We start from the raw sequence: 19,117 nt of genomic DNA, 5'->3' as shown, positions 1-19,117 counted from the left end.
TCTGACAATCATTCGCCGCACATCGCCGAAACGGTGGTCGGCAAATTCATCATCGCGTGCACCTGTCTCTCTGATGACACCATGAAAACAATGGCATTTTCTACGCGGTCTGCCATTTTTATATCACCCAGCTCGGAACGGTAGGCGACTGCAGGACTGAATGCGTAAGAGCCGGGATGTAGCAGAGGCAAATCGACAGTGAACGTTACCGTCGTAATGCTACCCACCCCTCCAACATTCACAGTCGCCTTCTCGACATCGCTATTCGTGCTGGCCAGCTCTATGCCTTTCTGAGTACGAAAAATATAACCTGCAATGATCTTCGCACCTGCTTCCATAGACTCATTTCTGATACTAAACCGAAGAACGACTCGAGAACCATGGATGACTGTCTGCGCCGGACGCATCTCTTCGTCGTAAAGACCTACACCGATAATCGAACAGATACCATCCCCGATACGCCGATCGATATTGGGAATTTCCCGTTCGATGCCCACTGCTGGACTGATAAGAGCAGGCTGATCTTCCACCTGAGTCGCAGGCGTTTGGGCCTCGCCCTGTTCATACCCGAAAAGCGCCGCCAAGTAACGGTCGACCACCTTCGATGCCGTGTCGAAAGCGACCATTTGACCGTTTTCCAACCAGATGCATTTCTCGCACAACGACCTCACCGCATTCGCGTCATGAGATACGAAGAGAATCGTAGTTCCACGTTCCCGCAACTGCTCAAAGCGCAACATGCACCGATGGGTGAAATAGGCATCCCCAACCGCCAAGGCTTCATCGACGATCAGAATATCCGGATCGATATTAGCCTGGATGGCAAACGCCAATCGGACATACATTCCGCTGGAATAAGTCTTGACCGGCTGATCAATGAAATCGCCGATTTCCGCGAAGGCGAGAATGCGATCCATCTTGGAAGCAATCTCTTGACGAGTCAGACCCAGGATTGCGCCATTGAGGAAGACATTCTCGCGCCCCGTAAACTCGGGATTAAAGCCTGAGCCCAACTCAAGCAGCGCTGCAACCCGTCCGACGGTAGACACTTCACCCGAACTCTGATTCAAGGTGCCGCAAATAAGCTGCAAAAGGGTCGACTTGCCAGAGCCGTTGCGGCCAACGATGCCGATCACCTCGCCTTTCTTTATCTCGAACGAGATATCCTTCAGCGCCCAGAATTCCCTAAAGAACTGCTTACGACCACGCGCCAACATTTGCAAAAGACGATCGCGCGGACGTTCATAGACGTGATAGCACTTGCTGACATTGGATACCGATATCGAAGTCTCAGAGGACATCAGCAAACCCCTTCCTGGTCTTCTGGAACCACGCGAATGCCAGCCATGCAAACACTGCCGCCGCAGCAGCATATAGCGCCAATCCCAACGGATCCGGCGGGTTACCGAAAAAGGCTACTGCGCGCATTTGCTCGACAATGAAAGTAAGCGGATTCAGGTACAGCAAGTGACGGTATGGCTCAGGCAATTGTTGGGGCGGATAAAATATGGGCGACATGAACATCACCACGGTCGTCATGATTCCGATAAACTGGGACACATCACGCAAGTACACACCCAGAGATGCCAATATCCAGCACAGTCCCAAGATAAAAAGGCAAAACGGCACCAGGATCAGAGGCACATAAAGCGTGGTCAGGTGAGGCACCCCGAATAGGACCATGTATGCCAGCAGCCATACCACCAAGCTTATCAACGTATGGAACAGAGCGGCACCTAGCGTAATCCAGGGGAGAATTTCCAGCGGAAATACTACCTTCTTGACGAAATTTGGATTACCAACAATCAATCCAGACGCCTTGTTAAAACATTCGGCAAAAAGGTTGAAGACGATCAGGCCCAAAAACAATACCAAGGCAAACTCGGTCCGCGAGTCACTGCCAGTATTCCATCGTGCTTTAAAGACGACACTGAACACAAAGGTGTAGATCGCAAGCATGATGATGGGGTTGATGAACGACCACATCAATCCCATGACGGAGCCTTTATAGCGCCCAATCACTTCTCGCTTGATTGAAGCGACGATCAAACCTCCGTTACGCACCCCGCTCGACACAAGCGCAAGCGGACTGCTCGGAAACTGCCTCATTGTGGAAATACCTCCATTGATGCCACAGCGCGACGCCCACCCATCGTACCGATGGGCCACGACAGATAGCGCAAGTGAACTCGGGATTCGGATGCCGAACAAGGACAACCCGGCATGACGCAGGCGCGCATGCTATCGGTATATGTCTCTGGCAGGGTCATGCGCTATTTCTCAAGAATTTCCGCGGACACGCGGCCGCCACCAAGACCCAACCACCAACGGCGCTTCTGATGCCGGCAGATCAATTCACCCCAGCCGCATGCGCCTGTTCATCCGCATGGTACGAAGACCGCACCATCGCCCCCACCGCCGCATGCGAGAAGCCCATCGCATAAGCCTCGCGCTCGAACATCGCGAAGGTATCCGGATGCACATAGCGCAGCACCGGCAGATGGTGCTCCGACGGCTGCAGATACTGGCCAATGGTCAGCATATCCACGTTGTGCTCGCGCATATCCCGCATCACCTGCAGGATTTCCTCGTCGGTCTCGCCCAGGCCCAGCATCAGGCCGGACTTGGTGGGGACTTCGGGGTGCAGCTTCTTGAACTCGGCCAGCAGCTTCAGCGAATGCATGTAGTCCGAGCCCGGACGCGCCTGCTTGTACAGGCGCGGCACGGTTTCGAGGTTGTGGTTCATGACGTCCGGAGGACCGGCGTTCAGGATGGTCAGCGCGCGGTCCAGGCGGCCGCGGAAGTCGGGCACCAGCACCTCGATGCGGGTGGTGGGCGACAGTTCGCGGATGTGCGTGATGCAATCGACGAAGTGGCCGGCGCCACCGTCGCGCAGGTCGTCGCGGTCCACCGAGGTGATCACGACATAGGACAGTTTCATCGCGGCGATGGTGCGCGCCAGGTTCAGGGGCTCGTTGGTGTCCAGCGGATCCGGACGGCCATGGCCCACATCACAGAAGGGGCAGCGGCGGGTGCACTTGTCGCCCATGATCATGAACGTCGCCGTGCCCTTGCCGAAGCATTCGCCGATGTTCGGGCAGGACGCTTCCTCGCACACCGTGTGCAGGTTGTGCTCGCGCAGGATGCGCTTGATGTCGTAGAAGCGCGAGCCGGGCGCGGCGGCCTTCACGCGGATCCATTCAGGCTTCTTCAGGCGCTCGGCCGGAACGATCTTGATGGGGATGCGCGCGGTCTTGGCCTGCGATTTCTGCTTTTGCGTCGGATCGTAGACCGCTTCCGCGGGCGCGGCGGCGGATTCGTTCGAGGGGACAGGAGACTCGGCGAGCGTGGACATGGAGCACCTTCACGACCGGCGCGCGGGCGCGCCGGGTCTGAGACAAAAACGGCATTTTACCCTTCGCCGACCAGATCCGCCGGGCGGGGTCCCGCCCCCAGGCGGCGGGCCTCCTCGGCCGGAGCCAGGCTGGGTTATCGTCACGCCTGATGAATCCGCCGGTTTTACCCATGTCTTCCCTGCCCCCGCCCCGCCCCATCGCCCTGATCGCGCCCCGACTGGACTGGGCGCCCGCGGCCCGCGCCATCCAGGCCTGCGCCGAATTGCTGCTGTCCGCCGGCTACTACCTGGCAGCGGGCCCCTGGCGCGAGGCCCAGGCCCGGCTTGGCGAACTGCGCCCCGTCGCAGCGCTGGTCATCGGTCCGCTGGACGACCCGGCCCTGCGCGCCGCCGTGGCGGCGCTGGAGGTTCCCACGGTGGAAACCTGGATCGCATCCGCCCAGCCACTGGACAGCGCCGTGGTGGTCGACAACGCGGAAGCCGGCCGCATGGCGGCGCGGCACCTGGCCGCCAAGCGCCATGCGCGCGTCGCCTGCGTCAGCGCCGACACCCCCTGGGAACGCGCCCGGCGTGAAGGCTTCATCAGCAGCGCGGCCGCACTTGGGCTGGAGCTGGTGGCGGACATCGTGCAGCCCGAGGTGCAGCAAATGAACGACGGCCGCATGGCCTTCCTGCGCCTGCTGACCACCAACACGATCTTCGACGCGGTGTTCTGCACGACCGACCTGCTGGCCGCGGCCTCGGTCTCGGAAGCCCACAACCGCGACCTGCAAGTGCCGCAGGACCTGGCGGTGCTGGGCTACTCGGACGACGGCAGCGCCGCGCAGTGGGCGCAGGGCTTGACCACCCTGGGCGCCGACGCCGCCATTCTGGGCCGGCGCGCCGGCCAGTTGCTGCTGGACCGCCTGGACGGCGAACGCGGCACGGGCGAAAGGATTACGGTGGAAGTGGCTTTTGAGGAAAGATTGAGTACGTAGGACGAGTTGCACGCGGTGGGAGCCAAGCGCGCTTGCCCTGCCCCGGCCGCGCTACACGAATCTACTCATATAGCGCCGGAAAACCGCTTTCCTGCAGCATGATGTTGGCTTCCCGCAGAAACGCAGGCGTGGCGGTTTCAGGCACGCGCACCAGCCATTGCGCGGCATCCTGCTTCCGTCCGCGCAGCAACAGCAGCCGGCCCAGGTGGAACATGCCGCGGAAGTCGCCGCCTTCGGCGCAGCGCTGGTAGCAGTCGAAGGCGCGCTCCATGTCCTGCTCGACCACCTCGCCGGCCTCGTAAAAGCGGCCGACGACGCCGATGGACTTCACGTGGCCGGCGTCTGCCGCCTTTTGATAGAGCGCCAGCGCCGCCGCGGGATTCTGCGCCACGCTGCCGCGGCCGCTGCGCAGCATGTGGGCGTAGTTGTACATGCCCCAGTCCAGCCCCTTGTCCGCGGCCAGGCGGAACCAGTAGGCGGCGACCGTGTCGTCCTGCGGCACGCCCCAGCCATTCTCGTAGCAACGGCCCACCATGTTGATGGCCATGGGGTGATCGGCATGGGCGGCGCGCTTGAACCACGTCAGCCCCTGTTCCGGATCGCGCTCCACGCCCGTGCCGTCCAGCAGCATCTGGCCGTAGATGGTCTGGGCTTCGATCAGCCCCAGTTCGGCCGCCGCGCGGATCCATGCCGCGTAGGCCTCGGCCGGCCCCTGTTCGCGCAGCCGGGCCAGTTCTTCTGGCGTGGTTGCGGCTACATCGGCCGCGGTATAGGTCTTCATGTCTTGTTCCTTGCGCGATCCCAGGCCTGCGCCAGGTTGCGCGCCAACGCCTCGCCGGTCTCGGTGGGCTCGCGGCGCACGCCACAGGCCGCCATGTCCACGGTGCGCAGGCCCGCATAGCCGCAGGGATTGATGCCCAGGAACGGCGCCAGGTCCATCTGCACGTTCAGCGACACGCCGTGATAGGCCCGGCCATTGCGGATCTTGATGCCCAGCGCGGCGATCTTGGCCAGTTCGCCCCCGTCCGGATCGGGCACGTAAACGCCCGGCGCGCCGGGCTTGCGGCAGGCGTCGGCCACGCCCATCTGGGCCAGCGTGTCGATGACCGCGCCTTCCAGCAAATTGACGTATTCCTTGACGTAGATGTCGGCGCGGCGCAGATCGAACAGCGCATAGGCCATGACTTGGCCAGGCCCGTGATAGGTCACCTGCCCGCCGCGGTCGCAATGGACGATGGGGATGTTGCCGGGGTTGAGCACATGCTGGGGCAGGCCGGCCTGCCCCAAGGTGTAGACCGGCGCGTGTTCGCAGAGCCAGATCTCGTCAGGCGTATCGGCGCCGCGCAGATTGGTGTACGCCTGCATGTCGTGCCAGACCGACAGGTAGTCGGCCGGCCGCGCGAGCCACTTGATCACAGCTGTCCCGCTCTTGCGCTAGAGGACGATGGACACCATCGGATGGCCATGCAGGGCGCGGTAGAGCGCGTCCAGCTGCTCGCGCGAGGTCGCGCGCACCGTGAAGGTCAGGCCCATGTAGTTACCGCCCTTGCTGGGCCGCATTTCCACCGTGGCGGCGTCGAACTCGGGATCGAACTGCAACACGACTTCGGTCAGCGTCTGCGCGAATTCGGGATGCTGCTTGCCCATGACCTTGATGGGAAAGTCGCTGGGATATTCGATGAGGGAGTCTTCGGGCGGGATATGTTGCATGATGTGCCTATAAGGTATTGCCCCACAGGGCGCGGCCACGGCTCGATACTGCACCCGAGGATGCCTGCCACGAGGCGGCCAGATCCTGTCTATATGGGGGCAAACCGCCAGCCGGCAAGGCCGCCGGGGCGGCCCCGCAGGAGCCGCCCGGTAACGCCGGACTCAGAGCGCGGCGATGCGGGCATCATAACCCGCCCGCAATTGCGCAAAAACGGGGCCGGGCTTGCCCGAGCCCACCGGCTTGCCGTCCAGCGAGACGATGGCCAGCACTTCCTTGGTGGCCGAGGACAGCATCAGCTCGTCGGCCTCTTCCACCTCTTGGCGCGAGATCGGGCGCGACTCGAACGGGATGCCGGCCTCGGCGGCCAGCTCGCCCATCAGGCCGTAGCGGATGCCTTCCAGGATCAGGTTGTTCTTCGGCGGCGCCAGCAGCTTGCCGCCGGAAACCACCCAGATGTTGGTGGACGAGCCTTCGGTCAGGTAGCCGTCGCGGAACTGCACCACTTCGTCGACCTGCGCATCCACCGCCTGCTGCTTGGCCAGCACGTTGCCCAGCAACGACACCGATTTGATCTCGCAATGCAGCCAGCGTTCGTCGGGGATGCTGATGGCGGCGAGGCCGCGTTCGCGCTGCGCGGCAGGCGGCGGCGCCCAGGCCGAGATCATGCCGAAGACCGTCGGCGCGACGGGCGTCGAGGGGAACTGGTGGTCGCGCTTGGCCACGCCACGCGTCACCTGCAGATAGACGATGCAGGTTTCAAGGTTGGTGCGCGCCAGCAGCTGCTGGATCAGGTCGATCCAGCCTGCGCGGTCGAAGGGCTGCGCGATCCGCAAGGCAGCCAGGCTGCGGTCCAGGCGGTCGAGGTGTTCGGCCATGCGGAATGCATTGCCTTGGTACACGGGGACGACTTCGTAGATGCCGTCGCCGAAAATGAAGCCGCGGTCCAGGACGGAAACCTTGGCCTCGTCCACACGCAGAAACTCACCGTTGAGATACACCTGGCTTTCGCCCGGCACGCCCGGAATCATGAGGCACTCCTGAATATGAAATGGAGAGGGACGAACCGTCCGGTCCGTCCCGTGAATAGAGCACGGGCGTTTCATGCGAAACGCCCGTTGCTAGCTTACACCCGCGATAGCGCCCGCGGCGCGGCAGGATTACTCGAACCAGCGCTTGACGGTATCGACCATGCGGCCGAAGAAGCCGGCGCGTTCAACCGCGTCCTGCACCACCAGCGGTTCGGTGCGCAGCACCTTGCCGTCCAGCGTGAACTGCAGGGTGCCGACCTGCTGGCCCTTGGCCAGCGGGGCGATCAGCGGATCCGTGCGCTGCGCCACCGGCTTCAGATCGCCAGCCTTGCCGCGCGGCACTGCGATCGACACGGGGTTGGGCGGGCCCAGCTTGACGTTTTCAACCGTGCCTTCCCAGACGCGCGCGTCGATGCCGGGCTGGCTCTTGTCGAACAGTTTCACGGTGTCGAAGTTCTGGAAGCTCCAGTTCAGGAGCTTCAAGCTTTCCTCGGCGCGCGTGGCTTCGCTGTCCGTGCCCACCACGACCACCAGGATGCGGCGGTCGCCGCGCACCGCGGTCGACACCAGGCAGTAGCCGGCCGAATCGGTGTGGCCGGTCTTCATGCCGTCCACCGACGGGTCGGCCCACAGCAGGCGGTTGCGGTTGGGCTGGGTGATCTTGTTGTAGGTGTAGCTCTTCTGCTTGTAGTAGTGGAAGTGATCCGGGTGGTCGGTGATCAGGTGCGAAGACAGGATCGCCAGATCGCGCGTGGACGTCATGTGCTGCGGATCCGGCAGGCCCGTGGCGTTCATGAAGTGCGTGTTGCGCATGCCCAGGCGTTCGGCTTCCTGATTCATCAGCGAAGCGAACGAGGCCTCGCTGCCGCCCACGGCCTCGGCCAGGGCCACGGAGGCATCGTTGCCGGACTGCACGATCATGCCCTGATTCAGCTCGTCGACAGTGACCGGCTTGCGCGGTTCGATGAACATGCGCGAACCGCCCGTGCGCCAGGCGCGCTCGGACACCGGCACGGTCTGCTCCAGCGTCAGGCGTTTTTCGTCCAGCGCATTGAACACGACGTAGGCCGTCATGATCTTGGTGAGCGAGGCCGGTTCCACCTTCATGTCCGGGTTGGAAGCGGCCAGGGTTTGGCCGCTGTTCACGTCCATCACGATCCAGGCCTTGGCTGCGATCGTGGGAGCCGGCACGGCCGAGACGTCGCCCACGGGCACCGCCGCCGAAGCATTCGGCGCCGGGGCCGCGGCGCCGGCAGCTGCAGCGGGTGCCGCGGCGGGAGCCTGCTGCGCCCAGACCGGCATCGAAGCCGCCAGCATGGCTGACAGCACCGCGCCTGACAGCAGGCGGCGGGTAAAGACAACGGGGGAGTGAGCGGAGTAAGGCAAATTCTTCATCGGCAACGTGGGTCCAGTAATGACGCCCGCCGGCGCGGGGCAAGTGGCTGACAATTATAGGCAGTCGATCAGACCCGTCCGGCCCGCCCGGGGTTCCCGTGGGTCGAAAACATGCAACCTGATGCAACCTGCGGCCGCATTCAGGCGCGTTGCCTCAAATCGGATCAGTCCAGCGCGACCTTCAGCCGCGCCTGCACCAGCTGTCGCAGCACCAGCAGTTTGCCGTGGAAGAAGTGCGATGCGCCCGGCACCACCACCACGGGGATGGAACGCGGGCGCGCCCAGTCCATGGCTTCGGACAGCGGCACGACTTCGTCTTCCTCGCCGTGCACCATCAGCGTGTCGTCCGGCACCTGCACTTCGTGCGATTGGAAACGGTTCACGGCGGGGCCCATCAGCATCAGGGCGGAGGGCAGTACCGTATCGCCCTGTTCGGCGAGTGCGGCATAGGTCTGCGCCGCGACGGCAGTGCCGAACGAAAAGCCGGCCAGCACCCACGGCGCCTGGGCCAATTCCGGATGCAGTTCGCGCATCTGCGCCACGACCGCCAGCATGTCCTGGGTTTCGCCGACAGATTTGTCGAAGGTGCCCTCGGACTGCCCGACGCCGCGGAAATTGGGCCGCACCGCCACCAGGCCATGCTGCACGCAGGCGCGCGACAGGGTCGTGACCACCTTGTTCTCGCGCGCGCCGCCCTGCAGCGGGTGCGGATGCAGGACCAGCGCCCAGCCTCGCGGCGTACCCGCGGGCCAGTCCACGGCGCAATCGATGCGGCCGGCGGCTCCGTTGAAGGCATGGGTTTCAGTACGTGCGGACATGGCGTGACTCAGGATGCGGGAAAAACAGCGATCTTAACCGCCCGGCCTGGCGGCGGGCTTCAGCGTCGTGGCAAGCCACTGCGCCAATTGATCCGCGGCATCGTCCGTCGCCTGGCGCAATGCCGCGACCCCGCCCTGCGCGTCCTGCGTGGGTGCGGGCGCGCGCGCCTCGATGCGCGTCTGGCCCACCACGCTGCGGCCGCTGAGCAAGACCGCCTGCAGCAGCACGCGGCCTTCGCTGGACTGGCCGTCGGCGGCGAATACCTGCTCGAACTGGGACAACGACACCTGCAGTTGCGGCGTCTGCAGGGTGACGCGCTCGTCCAGCACCGGCCCCTGGCGCGACAGGCGCTCCGTGAGGCGCTGACGCACCAGGTCCGCCGGCGGCGAGGCCCAGCGGTAGCTGGCATAGGCCTTGGGCGCGGCGCTGTCGCCCACGCGCCAGATCACCCCCGTGTCGGACAGGCTGGGCACGGCCTGGAATACCAGCGCAAGCGGCGCCCGCGCGGGCAAGACCGGCGTGGGCCGGGAGTCCAGGCCCAGGTCGAACACCGAAGGCGGGGCAGCCACGCGGCCGATGCCGCAACCGGCCAGGGCCAGCGTCAGGATTAGAACGGCGGTACGCATCTTCATCATTTGGGCGATCTCCCGAAGCCTGCAAAGCCGGCCTCGCCGGGCCCGGGCTCGCGGGGCGCCGGGCCGAACAGGAACGATTGCGGCGTGTTGTCCACACGGCGCAGGGTAACGGTGGCGCCGCGCGCGGCCGCGCTGACGTTGGTGGCCATGCTGGTGATGGCGGGCAAGGTCTCGCCATCCAGCCGCGCGGCGGCCAGGGCGATGTCATTGAGGCTGCTGGTGGCGGCGGACAGGGGGCCGTCGGGCGCGTTCAGGCGCGCCAGCGACTGGCGGGCCTGCGCAGCCAGGTCGCCGACTTCCCGCGCGGCGCGGTCGGCCTGGCGCGAGGTCTTGTCCAGCGAATCAATGAGGGGACCGAGCTTGGCCAGCGTGGGCGCCAGATCCTGGCTGGTGCCCCTGAGCGACTGGGTGATGTCGGTGGCGTTCTGCAGCGTGGCGGTGAGCGCCTGCACGTTCTGCTCGCTGAGCACGCGCCGCAACTGCTCGGTGACCTCTTCCACGTTGGAGATCAGCTTGCCGCCACGCTGCTCGATGCGGTCCAGAAAGCCCGGACGCAGCGGAATCGCGGCCGGATTCGCCGCCGACGAGGCCAGCCGCTTCATCGAGGAACCGTCGTCGCGCAACTCCACATTGGAAATGCCGGTCACGCCCTGCACGCCCAGTTCGGCCCAGGTGGACTCGGTAATCGGCGTGTTCGGCGCCACGCCGATGCGGATGCGCACCTGCCCGGGCTTGTCCGGGTTCAGGGCCAGCGACTGCACCTTGCCCACCGGTACGCCCTGGTAGCGCACCGTGGACTGCGGATTCAGGCCGCTGACGGCGGTCGCGGAGATAATTTCGTATGGCTGAAGCTGAGTCCGGTCGCGTCCGATCCAGATGGCCACCAAGGCGGCTGCGGCCAGCAAGGCCAGCGTGAAGATGCCGGCCATGAGCGCATGACTACGGTTTTCCATGATGCAATCCCTTCGGCGCCAGATCCCCCAGCGCCCGCAAACCGCGCTCGCCCAGGAAGAATGTGTGAATGAACGGGTGATCGACCTTCAGTACTTCCGGCACCGTGTCGCACACGATCACCCGTTTGTCCGCCAGCACGGCGACGCGCGTGGCCAACGCCAGTAGCGTGTCCAGGTCGTGCGTCACCATGACGACGGTGAATCCCAATTGCCGGTGCAGGCTGCGCACCAGGTCCACGAACTCGTCGGAGCGCAGCGGGTCCAGGCCGGCCGTGGGTTCGTCCAGGAACAGCAGTTCCGGATCCAGCGACAACGCGCGCGCCAGCGCCACGCGCTTGACCATGCCGCCCGACAGGTCCGACGGCCGCTTGTCGGCGTCGCGCGCCGACAGGCCCACCATCGCCAGCCGGCACATGACCACGTCGCGCACCAGATCTTCCGGCACCGTGCGCAATTCGCGCAGCGGCAGAGCCACATTGTCGAACACCGACAGCGCGGAGAACAACGCCCCCGCCTGGAACAGCATGCCCCATCGATAGGACAGCCGCCGGCGTTCAGCCGCCGTCAGTTCAAACAACGAATGGCCCAGCACCCGCACCGTGCCCGCGGCTGGCCGGTCCAGCCCGATGATCTGCCGCAGCAGCACCGTCTTGCCCGTGCCCGAACCTCCCACCAGTACCAGGATCTCGCCCGGGAAGACGGTCAGGTCCAGATTGTCGTGCACCACATGATCGCCAAACGCCGTGCGCAGCCCGCGCACCGTGATGACGGGTTCTACCGTAACGCCGTCCTCGGCGAAGAGCTTGTGCTGGGCGGCGCTATTCATCAGATGCCCACCGAGCTGAAGATCACGGCATACAGCGCATCCAGCAGGATCACGCCGGTAATCGAGGTGACCACCGAGGTGGTGGTGCCGCGCCCCAGGCTTTCCGTGTTGGGCTGGATGCGTAGGCCAAAATGGCAGGCGATCAGCGCGATCAGCATGCCGAACGTCACGCCCTTGAGGATGCCGATCCAGTAGTTCGTCAGCGAAATCGCGTCCGGCAGCGACTGCAGGAACCATTGCGCCGACACGCCCAACTGCATTTGCGCGGCGAGCATGCCGCCCAAAAGCGCCATGGCGTCCGTCCACAACACCAGCAGCGGCATGGTGATGGCCAGCGCCACCACCCGCGGCAGGATAAGCCGCTGCCCGTGCGAAATGCCCATGACCAGCATCGCGTCCAATTCCTGCGTCACCCGCATCACGCCGATCTGCGCCGTGATGGCCGAGCCCGAACGGCCCGCCACCAGGATGGCGGCCAGCACCGGACCCAGCTCGCGCACGATGGACACGCCCAGCAGGCGCACGATGAAACGATCGGCGCCAAACATCTGCAGCTGCTGCGCCGACAGGTAGGACAGCACCACGCCGATCAGGAAGCCGACCAGCGCCGTGATACCCAGCGCCTGCGCGCCGGTGCGGTACACCTGCGCCGAAATCTCGCGCCATGGCCCCAGCCGCGGCCGCAGCAGCATTCCGCCCAGGTCCAGGACCAGTTGCCCCAGCATGATGAGCAAGGCGCGGCCATTGTCGATAGCCTGAAATATCGCCTCGCCCACCGCTCTCAGCCAGCCCCACGGATCGCGCTTGGGCGCGGCGGCCGGGGTCTCGCCCTTGTTCATGGCCAGCGCGTTGAACACGTCCTGCTGGCCGGCGGACCAGCGCACGCGCTCGGGCAGCTTGTGGCCCCAGGCTTCCCAGATCAGCAGCGCGCCGATGGTGTCCAGCCGGCCGATGCCGTGCAGGTCCCAGCGCGCGCCGCCATCCGTGGCGCAGGCCAGCGCCTCGCGGCGACGTTGGACCTCGCCCGGCTCGGCCAGCGCCAGCACGCTCCAGTCGCCGGCCACATGGCACACGCCTCCTTCGAAACGGAAGGGCGCGGCGGCGGCAGGTGTGGACGAAGCGGAATGCGGCATGAAGACAGAATACCGATGCAAAATGTATCGCCAATCATAAACGCTGGCGCCGTCCGGCCGCGAGCGCAGGCCGCGTGCCCTACAATCGCCGCCATGTCCGCTCAAGCCAGCCCCATCGACCTGCCCGCGCCGGAAACCCTGGCCCGCATGCTCAGCACGCGCCTGCCCGCCTTCCAGGACATCTCCTGGACCGGCAGCACCGGATCGACCAATGCCGACCTCCTGGCCCGCGCTCGCGCAGGCGGCGGCGGCAAACCCTGGCTGCTGGGCACGCACCTGCAGGAAACCGGCCGCGGCCGCGCCGGCCGTCCGTGGCAGAACCGCACGGGCTCCACGCTGATGTTCTCCTGTGCCTTCGACGTGCACCTGCCGCCCGCGCAACTGCCCGCCCTGTCGCCGCTGGCCGGCATCGCCGCCTGCGAAGCTCTGCGCACCGTCGCCGGCCCGCAAGCCGCCGGGTTGTGCATGAAATGGCCCAACGACGTGCAGTGGCACGACGCCAAGCTGGCAGGCGTACTGGTCGAGACCACCCGCAACCCCGGCGGCAGCGAGGCCGGCCATACGGTCGTCATCGGCATGGGCGTGAACCTGACCGACGCCGCCCGGCTGTCGCTCGCGCTGGAACGCGAAGTCGCCGACTGGAGCCAGGTGCAGGCAGCCGCCGCCCGCCAGGCCTCCGCCGCCGACCTGGTCTGCGCCAGCGCCATGGCCTGGCTGGAAGCGGTGCGGACGCTGGAGCGCGAGGGCTTTGGCGCCTTCAAGCCACGTTTCGACCAAGTGGACGCTTTGGCCGGCCGCAAGGTCAACGTGCTGGACAAGGGCGCTATTCTTCTAGGCGGAACCGCCTGCGGCGTGGACGAACAAGGCCGCCTGCTGGTGCAAACCCCCGAGGGCACTCAGCCGATCCTGGTCGGTGAAATCTCGATTCGACGCCAAGCATGATTATTCTCATCGACTCCGGCAACAGCCGTCTCAAGGTGGGTTGGCTGGACGCCGGCAACTCCGACGCGCCGCGCGAACCCGCGGCGGTCGCCTTCGACGGCCTGGACCTGGACGCCCTGGACCGCTGGCTGGCCGCCCTGCCGCGCCGTCCCCTGCGCGCGCTGGGTGTGAACGTTGCCGGCGAGGCGCGCGGCGCGGCCATCGCCGCCATCCTGCAAAAACATGGCTGCGCGGTGACTTGGTCGCCGTCACAGGCAACCACGCTGGGGCTGATCAACAGCTACAAGACGCCCACGCAGCTGGGCGCCGACCGCTGGGCCTCGCTGCTGGGCGTGCTGTCGCGCCTGCCGGGGGCACACCCGCCCTTCGTGCTGGCCAGCTTTGGCACCGCCACCACCATCGACACCGTCGGCCCCGACAACGTCTTTGCCGGCGGCCTGATCCTGCCGGGTCCGGCCATGATGCGCAGCGCGCTGGCCCACGGCACCGCCAACCTACCCATCGCCAACGGCCAGGTCGTGGCCTATCCCACGGACACGCACGAGGCCATCGCCTCCGGCATCGCCGCCGCGCAGGCCGGCGCCGTCGTGCGCCAATGGCTGGCCGGACGCCAGCGTTACGGCCAGACGCCGCAGATCTACGCGGCGGGCGGCGGCTGGCCCGAAGTGCACCAGGAAATCGAACGCCTGCTGGCGGACGCGGGCGGCACCGAAGGTGCGGCCCCCGTACCCATCTATCTGGATCACCCCGTCCTGGACGGCCTGGCCGCGGTCGCCCGCGCCACCCTGGACGACCAAGCCTGAACGGGAGACCCCGGCCATGCGCGTGCTCTTCATCCTCATCCTGCTGGCGAATCTGGGGGTTTATGCGTTGGGCCAGGGCTGGCTGGGCGTGCGCCCCGAGGACGAAGGCCGCGATCCGCGCCGCTTCAACCAGGAACTGAATCCGGGCGCGGTGACCCTGGTTCCCAAGACCGCGCCTGCCGCCCCCTGAAGCCCCATCCGGCGCACGCGCCGGTGAGCGTGGGCGCTAGCCCGCCTTTCCTGCCTCCAGCCAGGGTGCCAGCGCGTCCAGCGTGCGCCCCGTGGCTCCCGAATGCATGCGGAACCATGCCAGCGCCGCCTCAGCCGTGCGCTGGCGGCGCGGTTCGTCCGCCAGCAGCGCCATCGCCGCCTCCACCGCCTGGCCGGCGTCGGCCGCGCGCAGCACGGCGCCCGCCGCGATGGCGTCTTCCGCCGCCTGCTTGAAATTGAAGGTGTGCGGGCCGACGATGACCGGCACGCCTGCCGCGCAGGCCTCGATCAGATTTTGCCCGCCCAGCGGCGCAAAGCTGCCCGCCACGATCGCGACATCCGACGCGGCGTAGTGGAACGCCATCTCGCCCAACGTGTCGCCCAGCAGCACGGCCGTGCCCGGCCCCGGCGCCACGCCTTCGGAGCGCCGGACGTACGGCAACCCTGCATCCGACAATAGGCGCGCGGCCTCGTCAAAGCGCTGCGGATGGCGCGGAATCAACAAGAACAGGGGCGCACCAGGCGCAGCCGCATGGCGTTTGATGGCCTCGATGAAGCCGCTGTCCTCGCCCTCGCGCGTGCTGGCCACCGCCACCACATGCCGGCCCAGCTGTTCGCGCCAAGCCTGCCCCGCGGCAACCTGCGCCGCCGGCAGGACCAGATCGAATTTCAGATTGCCCGTCACGACGGGCTGCGGCGCCCCGGCCTGCACCAGCCGGTCCGCGTCCTCGGCGGTCTGCGCCAGCACCGAGTCCAGTCCGCCCAGCGCTTCGCGCATCACGCCGCCCATCCTGCCCGCCTGGCGCAGCGACGACGCCGAAAAGCGGGCGCTGACCAGCGCCATGGACACGCCCGCAGCGCGCGCGGCCGCCAGCAGGTTCGGCCAGATCTCGCGTTCGATGAGCAGGCCGCAGCGCGGCCGATACGCCGCCATGAAACGGCGGGTCGCGCCGGGAAAATCATAAGGCAGCCAGGCCTGACGCAACTGGCCGCGGGCAATCGCTTCCGTGTACTGGCGCGCGCCCTCGGCGCGGCCGGTGGCTGTCATGTGCGTAAGCAGCACCGGCAGGCCGCGGTCCAGCAAGGCTTGCAGCAGAGGCTGCGCGGCGCGCGTCTCGCCCAGGCTGACCGCGTGCACCCAGACCGGAGCGGTCCAGGACGTGGCAGCGGCGGGCCCGACATGGCCGAAGCGTTCAGAAGAGAAGATTTCCCATTGCCCGCCCGCGCGCCGGGCGCGGTGGCCCATCCAGAGCCAGACCAGCGGTGACAGAGCCCTAAGCGCCAGCGAGTAGACGCCGCGGTTCATGTCACTGTGCGGCCAAAGCCTGCTCCACCGCCGCCATCACGGCTTCGCGCGACGGCGACGCCCCGCGGTCGCCCAGGCTGGCGGTGTAGCTGGAACCGACCAGCGGCGTGCGCACCGGGGTGGAAGCACGGTAAATGCCGATGGTGGGCCGGCCCAACGCGGCCGACAGGTGGGTCAGGCCGCTGTCCAGCCCCACCATCAGGCGGGACCCAGCCAGCAAACGCGCCACCGCGGTCAGGTCCATGCGGGGCATCACCTCGGCGCCATCCATGCCGGCAATCAGCAACCGGGCCCGTTCGGCCTCCTGCTCATTCCCCGCCAGCAGTTTCAGGGTGCAGCCTGCGTCCCGCAGACGGCGGAACACGACGCGCCAGTCCTCTTCCGGCCAGAGCTTGTCGTCGCGGCTAGCCGACGGCATGATCACGGCATAGCCGCGGTCCGTATCCAGGTGGTGCAAACGCGGCAGTTCGCCGACGTTCAGGCCTTCGCTGCCGACTTCCAGCACCGGGTCCGCCGCAGGCTGCGTCGCCTGGCGCGCAAAAGCCTGCAAGCCGAAATCGGGCGCGCCGGCGTATTGGTAGCCGAACGTCAGGGCGGCCAGCTTGCGCTGGCGGATCACCGCCGGCTGCCAGAACTCCACCCGATGCCGCACGTTGTAGAACAGCGAAGCCAGCGGCTCGCGCGCCGAACGCCAGTCCAGCCCATGCCGCACGCCGCGGGTCTGGCGCACCAGCCAGGCGGATTTCAAGAGCGCCTGCATGTCCAGGACAATGTCGTACTGCACCGAGCGCAGCCGCTCCTTCAGCGCCTTGCGCTCCGCCCGCACTTCCGCCGACCACCAGGCTTTGCGCCAACGGCGATGAGCAACCTTGATGACCTGATTGACCGCCGGATGCCAGGCAGGAATGTCGGCAAAGGCTTCTTCCGCGATCCAGTCGATCTGGGCATCGGGCACATGGCGGGCAATGTCGGATATTGCCGGCAACATGTGCACGAGATCACCTAGGGATGAGGTGCGGACGATGAGGATTCTTGTAGGCATGTGCAAAGATTCGTGCTTGGCGCGACCTTCGGCCTGATGGTGGCAGACGCCGCTCAACGCAGCCCGAACTTTACAACAACATTGAGCATTCCCGCGATCGATCCCAGCCCCGCGCGCTGGATCGCGTCCGGCGCTAAAACAGCCGCGCAGCTACGCTTGCTGCGGCCAAGTCAGTGCCCCTTCTTTTTTTTCAAGATCATCCATTTGGGCATGCGAAACAAGACCAGCCGACGGTAAAGCACCACATATGTCGTCGAGAACACCGCCGTAAAGAACATCAGCAGATAGGGCTCCTGCCAAAACAATACGGCGGGTATCACGGCAAGCGACGACAGCAGCCACAAATAGGGAGAGGTCATGGCGTTGCGCTGTGTCTGGTGGCGCATTTCCCGGGAGCCGATCGCCCAGCGCACCAGCCGCTTGTAGATCAACATATGCAAGTGGACGCCATCCGGTGCTCCCGGCGAACGACCACGCAACCACTTCTTGCGATAGATGGAAAACAAGGTCTCAAACACGGGGTAGATACACAGCAGCAGCGGAAACCAGGCTGAAACTTCCGGATGCCGTGCCAGCATCAGCACTGACAATTCACCGATGATAAAGCCCAGAAAATAGGCTCCGCCGTCTCCGAGAAATATGTGGCCATGCGGGTAATTCCATACCAGAAATCCCACAATGCCTCCCAGCGTGCTCAACGCCACGATCAACAAGAAACGGTCGCCTAGATAAAAAGAGACGTAGGCAAACCCGGCCAGTATCATTGCCGACACCACCGCCGCCAAACCGTTATATCCGTCAATTATATTTATCGCGTTGGCGGCACCACCGATAGCCACAGCAGTGAAAATAAGCGACACCACCGAGAACTGCAATAACCAATCAACCCCAATAATATCCAACCGGGTTATCGCCGCGCCCAAAAAATAATAAGCGATTACCCCAGACAGCATCGCCAAACCAAGCCGAACCAAAACCCTGACGTGTTTGGTAAGATCTTCGACAAATCCGCCCAGGAAGGCGGGCATGGAGGCCCCAAGCAGTACCACCAGGTCCGGCAGCACTTCTGGCTCACGGATTGCGACCAGGGCGCATGTGACGCCGCTGGCCATTAGCAGCGACAATCCGCCGATTCGGGGAACGGGAACCGAATGATACTTCTGCACGCCCTCGACATCATGATCAGCCGTTAGGCCATCATGCCAAGAGCGGTAGCGCACAATCAACAAAGTTGATATGAGCGAAACCAAGAACGCTACAAGGACGTACAGCATTGAGAAGGTAACCAGAAGGGAGCTGGCACGATTGTAGCGTCAGACGGAGATAAAACATGCAAACGAATTGGGTCGTTCTGGAAAAGAATGGAACCAGGGTTTGCAAAATAATATAAAGAGACCTCCACCTGAATTCTGCCAGTAGCCAAACTCGCACCTCTTCGATACGACTTGATGCGTGGGCCGCCTGGACCTGGAAGGGATCCAGGCATTCATTCGAGCAACTGGACATATTCTCACAAGCATGCTGCCTATGGACCCTGCTGTACGGGCGAATCTGTCGCAAACTCCTGAATAGCGTGCCTGCGTCACAGCCTTTCAGGATGCGTCGTACGTTCTCGATGAGCTCCGACTGATGGAAACGGCGAACCTTACCGTCGATCTGAGTGCATAGGTCACGTCCCCTCCCCGCAGCCCAGACGCCGGCATCGACTTGCCGCCCTCCCGCTTCGACAGCGCGCGTCGAGGTGCCCACGGGCGCCCCACGATCTTTCGACCCGACATAGGGCCTCGATCTGGGCCCAGCAGCACAGCAAGGCGCACGAACTGCGGGTGACAGGGATACGACGATACAATGTCCCGTTGTGCATCCCTTTTTTGCGTTCGATTTAATTTATCGAATCCTCACCCGTAATTATAGAAATCGATTAGTGGTGAACGCCCCTACGCCGGCGTTCGGCCTCTGGTACCCCTATCTTCGCCTCCAGC

20 protein-coding genes are annotated in these 19,117 nt (G+C 65.0%); 4 read left to right on the top strand and 16 right to left on the bottom strand.

Annotated features, from left to right (window positions below; translation table 11 throughout):
• Positions 1 to 8: 8 nt before the first annotated feature.
• The 3 genes from ACM1PE_RS30030 to lipA all read right to left on the bottom strand — a co-directional run bounded on the left by ACM1PE_RS30030 (position 9) and on the right by lipA (position 3,355).
• Entirely contained in the window at positions 9 to 1,301 is a 1,293-nt protein-coding gene (locus ACM1PE_RS30030) for an ABC transporter ATP-binding protein (RefSeq protein ID WP_306634624.1), read from the bottom strand.
• A complete protein-coding gene (locus ACM1PE_RS30025) occupies positions 1,291 to 2,109 on the bottom strand; it encodes an ABC transporter permease (RefSeq protein WP_280015366.1) in 819 nt (272 codons plus the stop codon). The genes ACM1PE_RS30030 and ACM1PE_RS30025 overlap by 11 nt, the downstream gene beginning before the upstream one ends.
• 241 nt (positions 2,110 to 2,350) lie before the next feature.
• The gene (gene lipA / locus ACM1PE_RS30020; RefSeq protein WP_118933508.1) at positions 2,351 to 3,355 is read right to left on the bottom strand and encodes a lipoyl synthase; all 1,005 of its coding nucleotides are present in this window, start codon (positions 3,353 to 3,355) and stop codon (positions 2,351 to 2,353) included.
• A 170-nt stretch (positions 3,356 to 3,525) separates the two neighbouring features.
• On the opposite strand from lipA, the gene ACM1PE_RS30015 reads away from it, so the two are divergent.
• Positions 3,526 to 4,332 (top strand): LacI family DNA-binding transcriptional regulator, encoded by an 807-nt coding sequence (locus ACM1PE_RS30015; protein ID WP_419341973.1) that lies wholly within the window; start codon positions 3,526 to 3,528, stop codon positions 4,330 to 4,332.
• Between the two features lie 61 nt (positions 4,333 to 4,393).
• Here the strand turns inward: ACM1PE_RS30015 and ACM1PE_RS30010 are convergent, their stop codons facing one another.
• The 10 genes from ACM1PE_RS30010 to ACM1PE_RS29965 form a co-directional block, all read right to left on the bottom strand.
• A complete protein-coding gene (locus ACM1PE_RS30010) occupies positions 4,394 to 5,113 on the bottom strand; it encodes a tetratricopeptide repeat protein (RefSeq protein ID WP_419341972.1) in 720 nt (239 codons plus the stop codon).
• The gene (gene lipB / locus ACM1PE_RS30005) at positions 5,110 to 5,748 is read right to left on the bottom strand and encodes a lipoyl(octanoyl) transferase LipB (protein ID WP_059374092.1); all 639 of its coding nucleotides are present in this window, start codon (positions 5,746 to 5,748) and stop codon (positions 5,110 to 5,112) included. The genes ACM1PE_RS30010 and lipB overlap by 4 nt, the downstream gene beginning before the upstream one ends.
• Before the next feature lie 18 nt (positions 5,749 to 5,766).
• Positions 5,767 to 6,042, bottom strand: coding sequence for a YbeD family protein (locus ACM1PE_RS30000; protein WP_054457066.1), 276 nt, complete (start codon positions 6,040 to 6,042; stop codon positions 5,767 to 5,769).
• Positions 6,043 to 6,204: 162 nt separating this feature from the next.
• Positions 6,205 to 7,071 carry a D-amino acid aminotransferase gene (locus ACM1PE_RS29995; RefSeq protein ID WP_059374090.1) on the bottom strand — a complete coding sequence of 289 codons (867 nt, stop codon included), beginning with the start codon at positions 7,069 to 7,071 and terminating at the stop codon, positions 6,205 to 6,207.
• A 129-nt stretch (positions 7,072 to 7,200) separates the two neighbouring features.
• Positions 7,201 to 8,466 (bottom strand): D-alanyl-D-alanine carboxypeptidase family protein, encoded by a 1,266-nt coding sequence (locus ACM1PE_RS29990; protein WP_419341968.1) that lies wholly within the window; start codon positions 8,464 to 8,466, stop codon positions 7,201 to 7,203.
• A 164-nt stretch (positions 8,467 to 8,630) separates the two neighbouring features.
• Positions 8,631 to 9,284, bottom strand: coding sequence for an alpha/beta hydrolase (locus tag ACM1PE_RS29985; protein WP_059374087.1), 654 nt, complete (start codon positions 9,282 to 9,284; stop codon positions 8,631 to 8,633).
• 33 nt (positions 9,285 to 9,317) lie between these two features.
• Positions 9,318 to 9,917, bottom strand: coding sequence for an ABC-type transport auxiliary lipoprotein family protein (locus tag ACM1PE_RS29980; RefSeq protein WP_419343872.1), 600 nt, complete (start codon positions 9,915 to 9,917; stop codon positions 9,318 to 9,320).
• Positions 9,917 to 10,873, bottom strand: coding sequence for an MlaD family protein (locus ACM1PE_RS29975; RefSeq protein ID WP_419341966.1), 957 nt, complete (start codon positions 10,871 to 10,873; stop codon positions 9,917 to 9,919). The genes ACM1PE_RS29980 and ACM1PE_RS29975 overlap by 1 nt, the downstream gene beginning before the upstream one ends.
• Positions 10,860 to 11,699 (bottom strand): ABC transporter ATP-binding protein, encoded by an 840-nt coding sequence (locus ACM1PE_RS29970; protein ID WP_088154656.1) that lies wholly within the window; start codon positions 11,697 to 11,699, stop codon positions 10,860 to 10,862. The genes ACM1PE_RS29975 and ACM1PE_RS29970 overlap by 14 nt, the downstream gene beginning before the upstream one ends.
• A complete protein-coding gene (locus ACM1PE_RS29965; protein ID WP_059374082.1) occupies positions 11,699 to 12,832 on the bottom strand; it encodes an MlaE family ABC transporter permease in 1,134 nt (377 codons plus the stop codon). Before ACM1PE_RS29965 ends, ACM1PE_RS29970 begins: the two co-directional genes overlap by 1 nt.
• Positions 12,833 to 12,925: 93 nt before the next feature.
• On the opposite strand from ACM1PE_RS29965, the gene ACM1PE_RS29960 reads away from it, so the two are divergent.
• Genes ACM1PE_RS29960 through ACM1PE_RS29950 form a run of 3 tightly spaced genes read left to right on the top strand, consistent with a single transcriptional unit; the run spans position 12,926 to position 14,767 of the window.
• The gene (locus tag ACM1PE_RS29960; protein WP_118933513.1) at positions 12,926 to 13,774 is read left to right on the top strand and encodes a biotin--[acetyl-CoA-carboxylase] ligase; all 849 of its coding nucleotides are present in this window, start codon (positions 12,926 to 12,928) and stop codon (positions 13,772 to 13,774) included.
• Entirely contained in the window at positions 13,771 to 14,577 is an 807-nt protein-coding gene (locus tag ACM1PE_RS29955; RefSeq protein WP_118933514.1) for a type III pantothenate kinase, read from the top strand. The genes ACM1PE_RS29960 and ACM1PE_RS29955 overlap by 4 nt, the downstream gene beginning before the upstream one ends.
• Positions 14,578 to 14,593: 16 nt before the next feature.
• A complete protein-coding gene (locus tag ACM1PE_RS29950) occupies positions 14,594 to 14,767 on the top strand; it encodes a hypothetical protein (protein ID WP_165867898.1) in 174 nt (57 codons plus the stop codon).
• A gap of 36 nt (positions 14,768 to 14,803) precedes the next feature.
• Here the strand turns inward: ACM1PE_RS29950 and ACM1PE_RS29945 are convergent, their stop codons facing one another.
• The 3 genes from ACM1PE_RS29945 to ACM1PE_RS29935 all read right to left on the bottom strand — a co-directional run bounded on the left by ACM1PE_RS29945 (position 14,804) and on the right by ACM1PE_RS29935 (position 18,409).
• A complete protein-coding gene (locus ACM1PE_RS29945) occupies positions 14,804 to 16,093 on the bottom strand; it encodes a 3-deoxy-D-manno-octulosonic acid transferase (RefSeq protein WP_419341962.1) in 1,290 nt (429 codons plus the stop codon).
• A gap of 1 nt (position 16,094) precedes the next feature.
• Positions 16,095 to 17,135, bottom strand: a complete 1,041-nt coding sequence (gene waaC / locus ACM1PE_RS29940; RefSeq protein WP_118933516.1) for a lipopolysaccharide heptosyltransferase I — start codon at positions 17,133 to 17,135, stop codon at positions 16,095 to 16,097.
• A 170-nt stretch (positions 17,136 to 17,305) separates the two neighbouring features.
• On the bottom strand, positions 17,306 to 18,409 hold the full coding sequence (locus tag ACM1PE_RS29935) for an MraY family glycosyltransferase (RefSeq protein ID WP_280015362.1): 1,104 nt from the start codon (positions 18,407 to 18,409) through the stop codon (positions 17,306 to 17,308).
• Positions 18,410 to 19,117 lie beyond the last annotated feature (708 nt).

The sequence above is a fragment of the Achromobacter sp. PD1 genome, from assembly GCF_048541815.1.
Taxonomy (GTDB): Bacteria; Pseudomonadota; Gammaproteobacteria; order Burkholderiales; family Burkholderiaceae_B; genus Achromobacter; species Achromobacter bronchisepticus_A.
This window is presented reverse-complemented; position numbering and strand designations above follow the sequence as displayed.

Bases quoted from the DNA above. Each gene is read 5' to 3' on its own strand.
- ACM1PE_RS30030 (WP_306634624.1), bottom strand. From the start codon at position 1,301: ATGTCCTCTGAGACTTCGATATCGGTATCCAATGTCAGCAAGTGCTAT.
- ACM1PE_RS30025 (WP_280015366.1), bottom strand. From the start codon at position 2,109: ATGAGGCAGTTTCCGAGCAGTCCGCTTGCGCTTGTGTCGAGCGGGGTG.
- lipA (WP_118933508.1), bottom strand. From the start codon at position 3,355: ATGTCCACGCTCGCCGAGTCTCCTGTCCCCTCGAACGAATCCGCCGCC.
- ACM1PE_RS30015 (WP_419341973.1), top strand. From the start codon at position 3,526: ATGTCTTCCCTGCCCCCGCCCCGCCCCATCGCCCTGATCGCGCCCCGA.
- ACM1PE_RS30010 (WP_419341972.1), bottom strand. From the start codon at position 5,113: ATGAAGACCTATACCGCGGCCGATGTAGCCGCAACCACGCCAGAAGAA.
- ACM1PE_RS30000 (WP_054457066.1), bottom strand. From the start codon at position 6,042: ATGCAACATATCCCGCCCGAAGACTCCCTCATCGAATATCCCAGCGAC.
- ACM1PE_RS29995 (WP_059374090.1), bottom strand. From the start codon at position 7,071: ATGATTCCGGGCGTGCCGGGCGAAAGCCAGGTGTATCTCAACGGTGAG.
- ACM1PE_RS29990 (WP_419341968.1), bottom strand. From the start codon at position 8,466: ATGAAGAATTTGCCTTACTCCGCTCACTCCCCCGTTGTCTTTACCCGC.
- ACM1PE_RS29985 (WP_059374087.1), bottom strand. From the start codon at position 9,284: ATGTCCGCACGTACTGAAACCCATGCCTTCAACGGAGCCGCCGGCCGC.
- ACM1PE_RS29980 (WP_419343872.1), bottom strand. From the start codon at position 9,917: ATGAAGATGCGTACCGCCGTTCTAATCCTGACGCTGGCCCTGGCCGGT.
- ACM1PE_RS29975 (WP_419341966.1), bottom strand. From the start codon at position 10,873: ATGGAAAACCGTAGTCATGCGCTCATGGCCGGCATCTTCACGCTGGCC.
- ACM1PE_RS29970 (WP_088154656.1), bottom strand. From the start codon at position 11,699: ATGAATAGCGCCGCCCAGCACAAGCTCTTCGCCGAGGACGGCGTTACG.
- ACM1PE_RS29965 (WP_059374082.1), bottom strand. From the start codon at position 12,832: ATGCCGCATTCCGCTTCGTCCACACCTGCCGCCGCCGCGCCCTTCCGT.
- ACM1PE_RS29960 (WP_118933513.1), top strand. From the start codon at position 12,926: ATGTCCGCTCAAGCCAGCCCCATCGACCTGCCCGCGCCGGAAACCCTG.
- ACM1PE_RS29955 (WP_118933514.1), top strand. From the start codon at position 13,771: ATGATTATTCTCATCGACTCCGGCAACAGCCGTCTCAAGGTGGGTTGG.
- ACM1PE_RS29950 (WP_165867898.1), top strand. From the start codon at position 14,594: ATGCGCGTGCTCTTCATCCTCATCCTGCTGGCGAATCTGGGGGTTTAT.
- ACM1PE_RS29945 (WP_419341962.1), bottom strand. From the start codon at position 16,093: ATGAACCGCGGCGTCTACTCGCTGGCGCTTAGGGCTCTGTCACCGCTG.
- waaC (WP_118933516.1), bottom strand. From the start codon at position 17,135: ATGCCTACAAGAATCCTCATCGTCCGCACCTCATCCCTAGGTGATCTC.
- ACM1PE_RS29935 (WP_280015362.1), bottom strand. From the start codon at position 18,409: ATGCTGTACGTCCTTGTAGCGTTCTTGGTTTCGCTCATATCAACTTTG.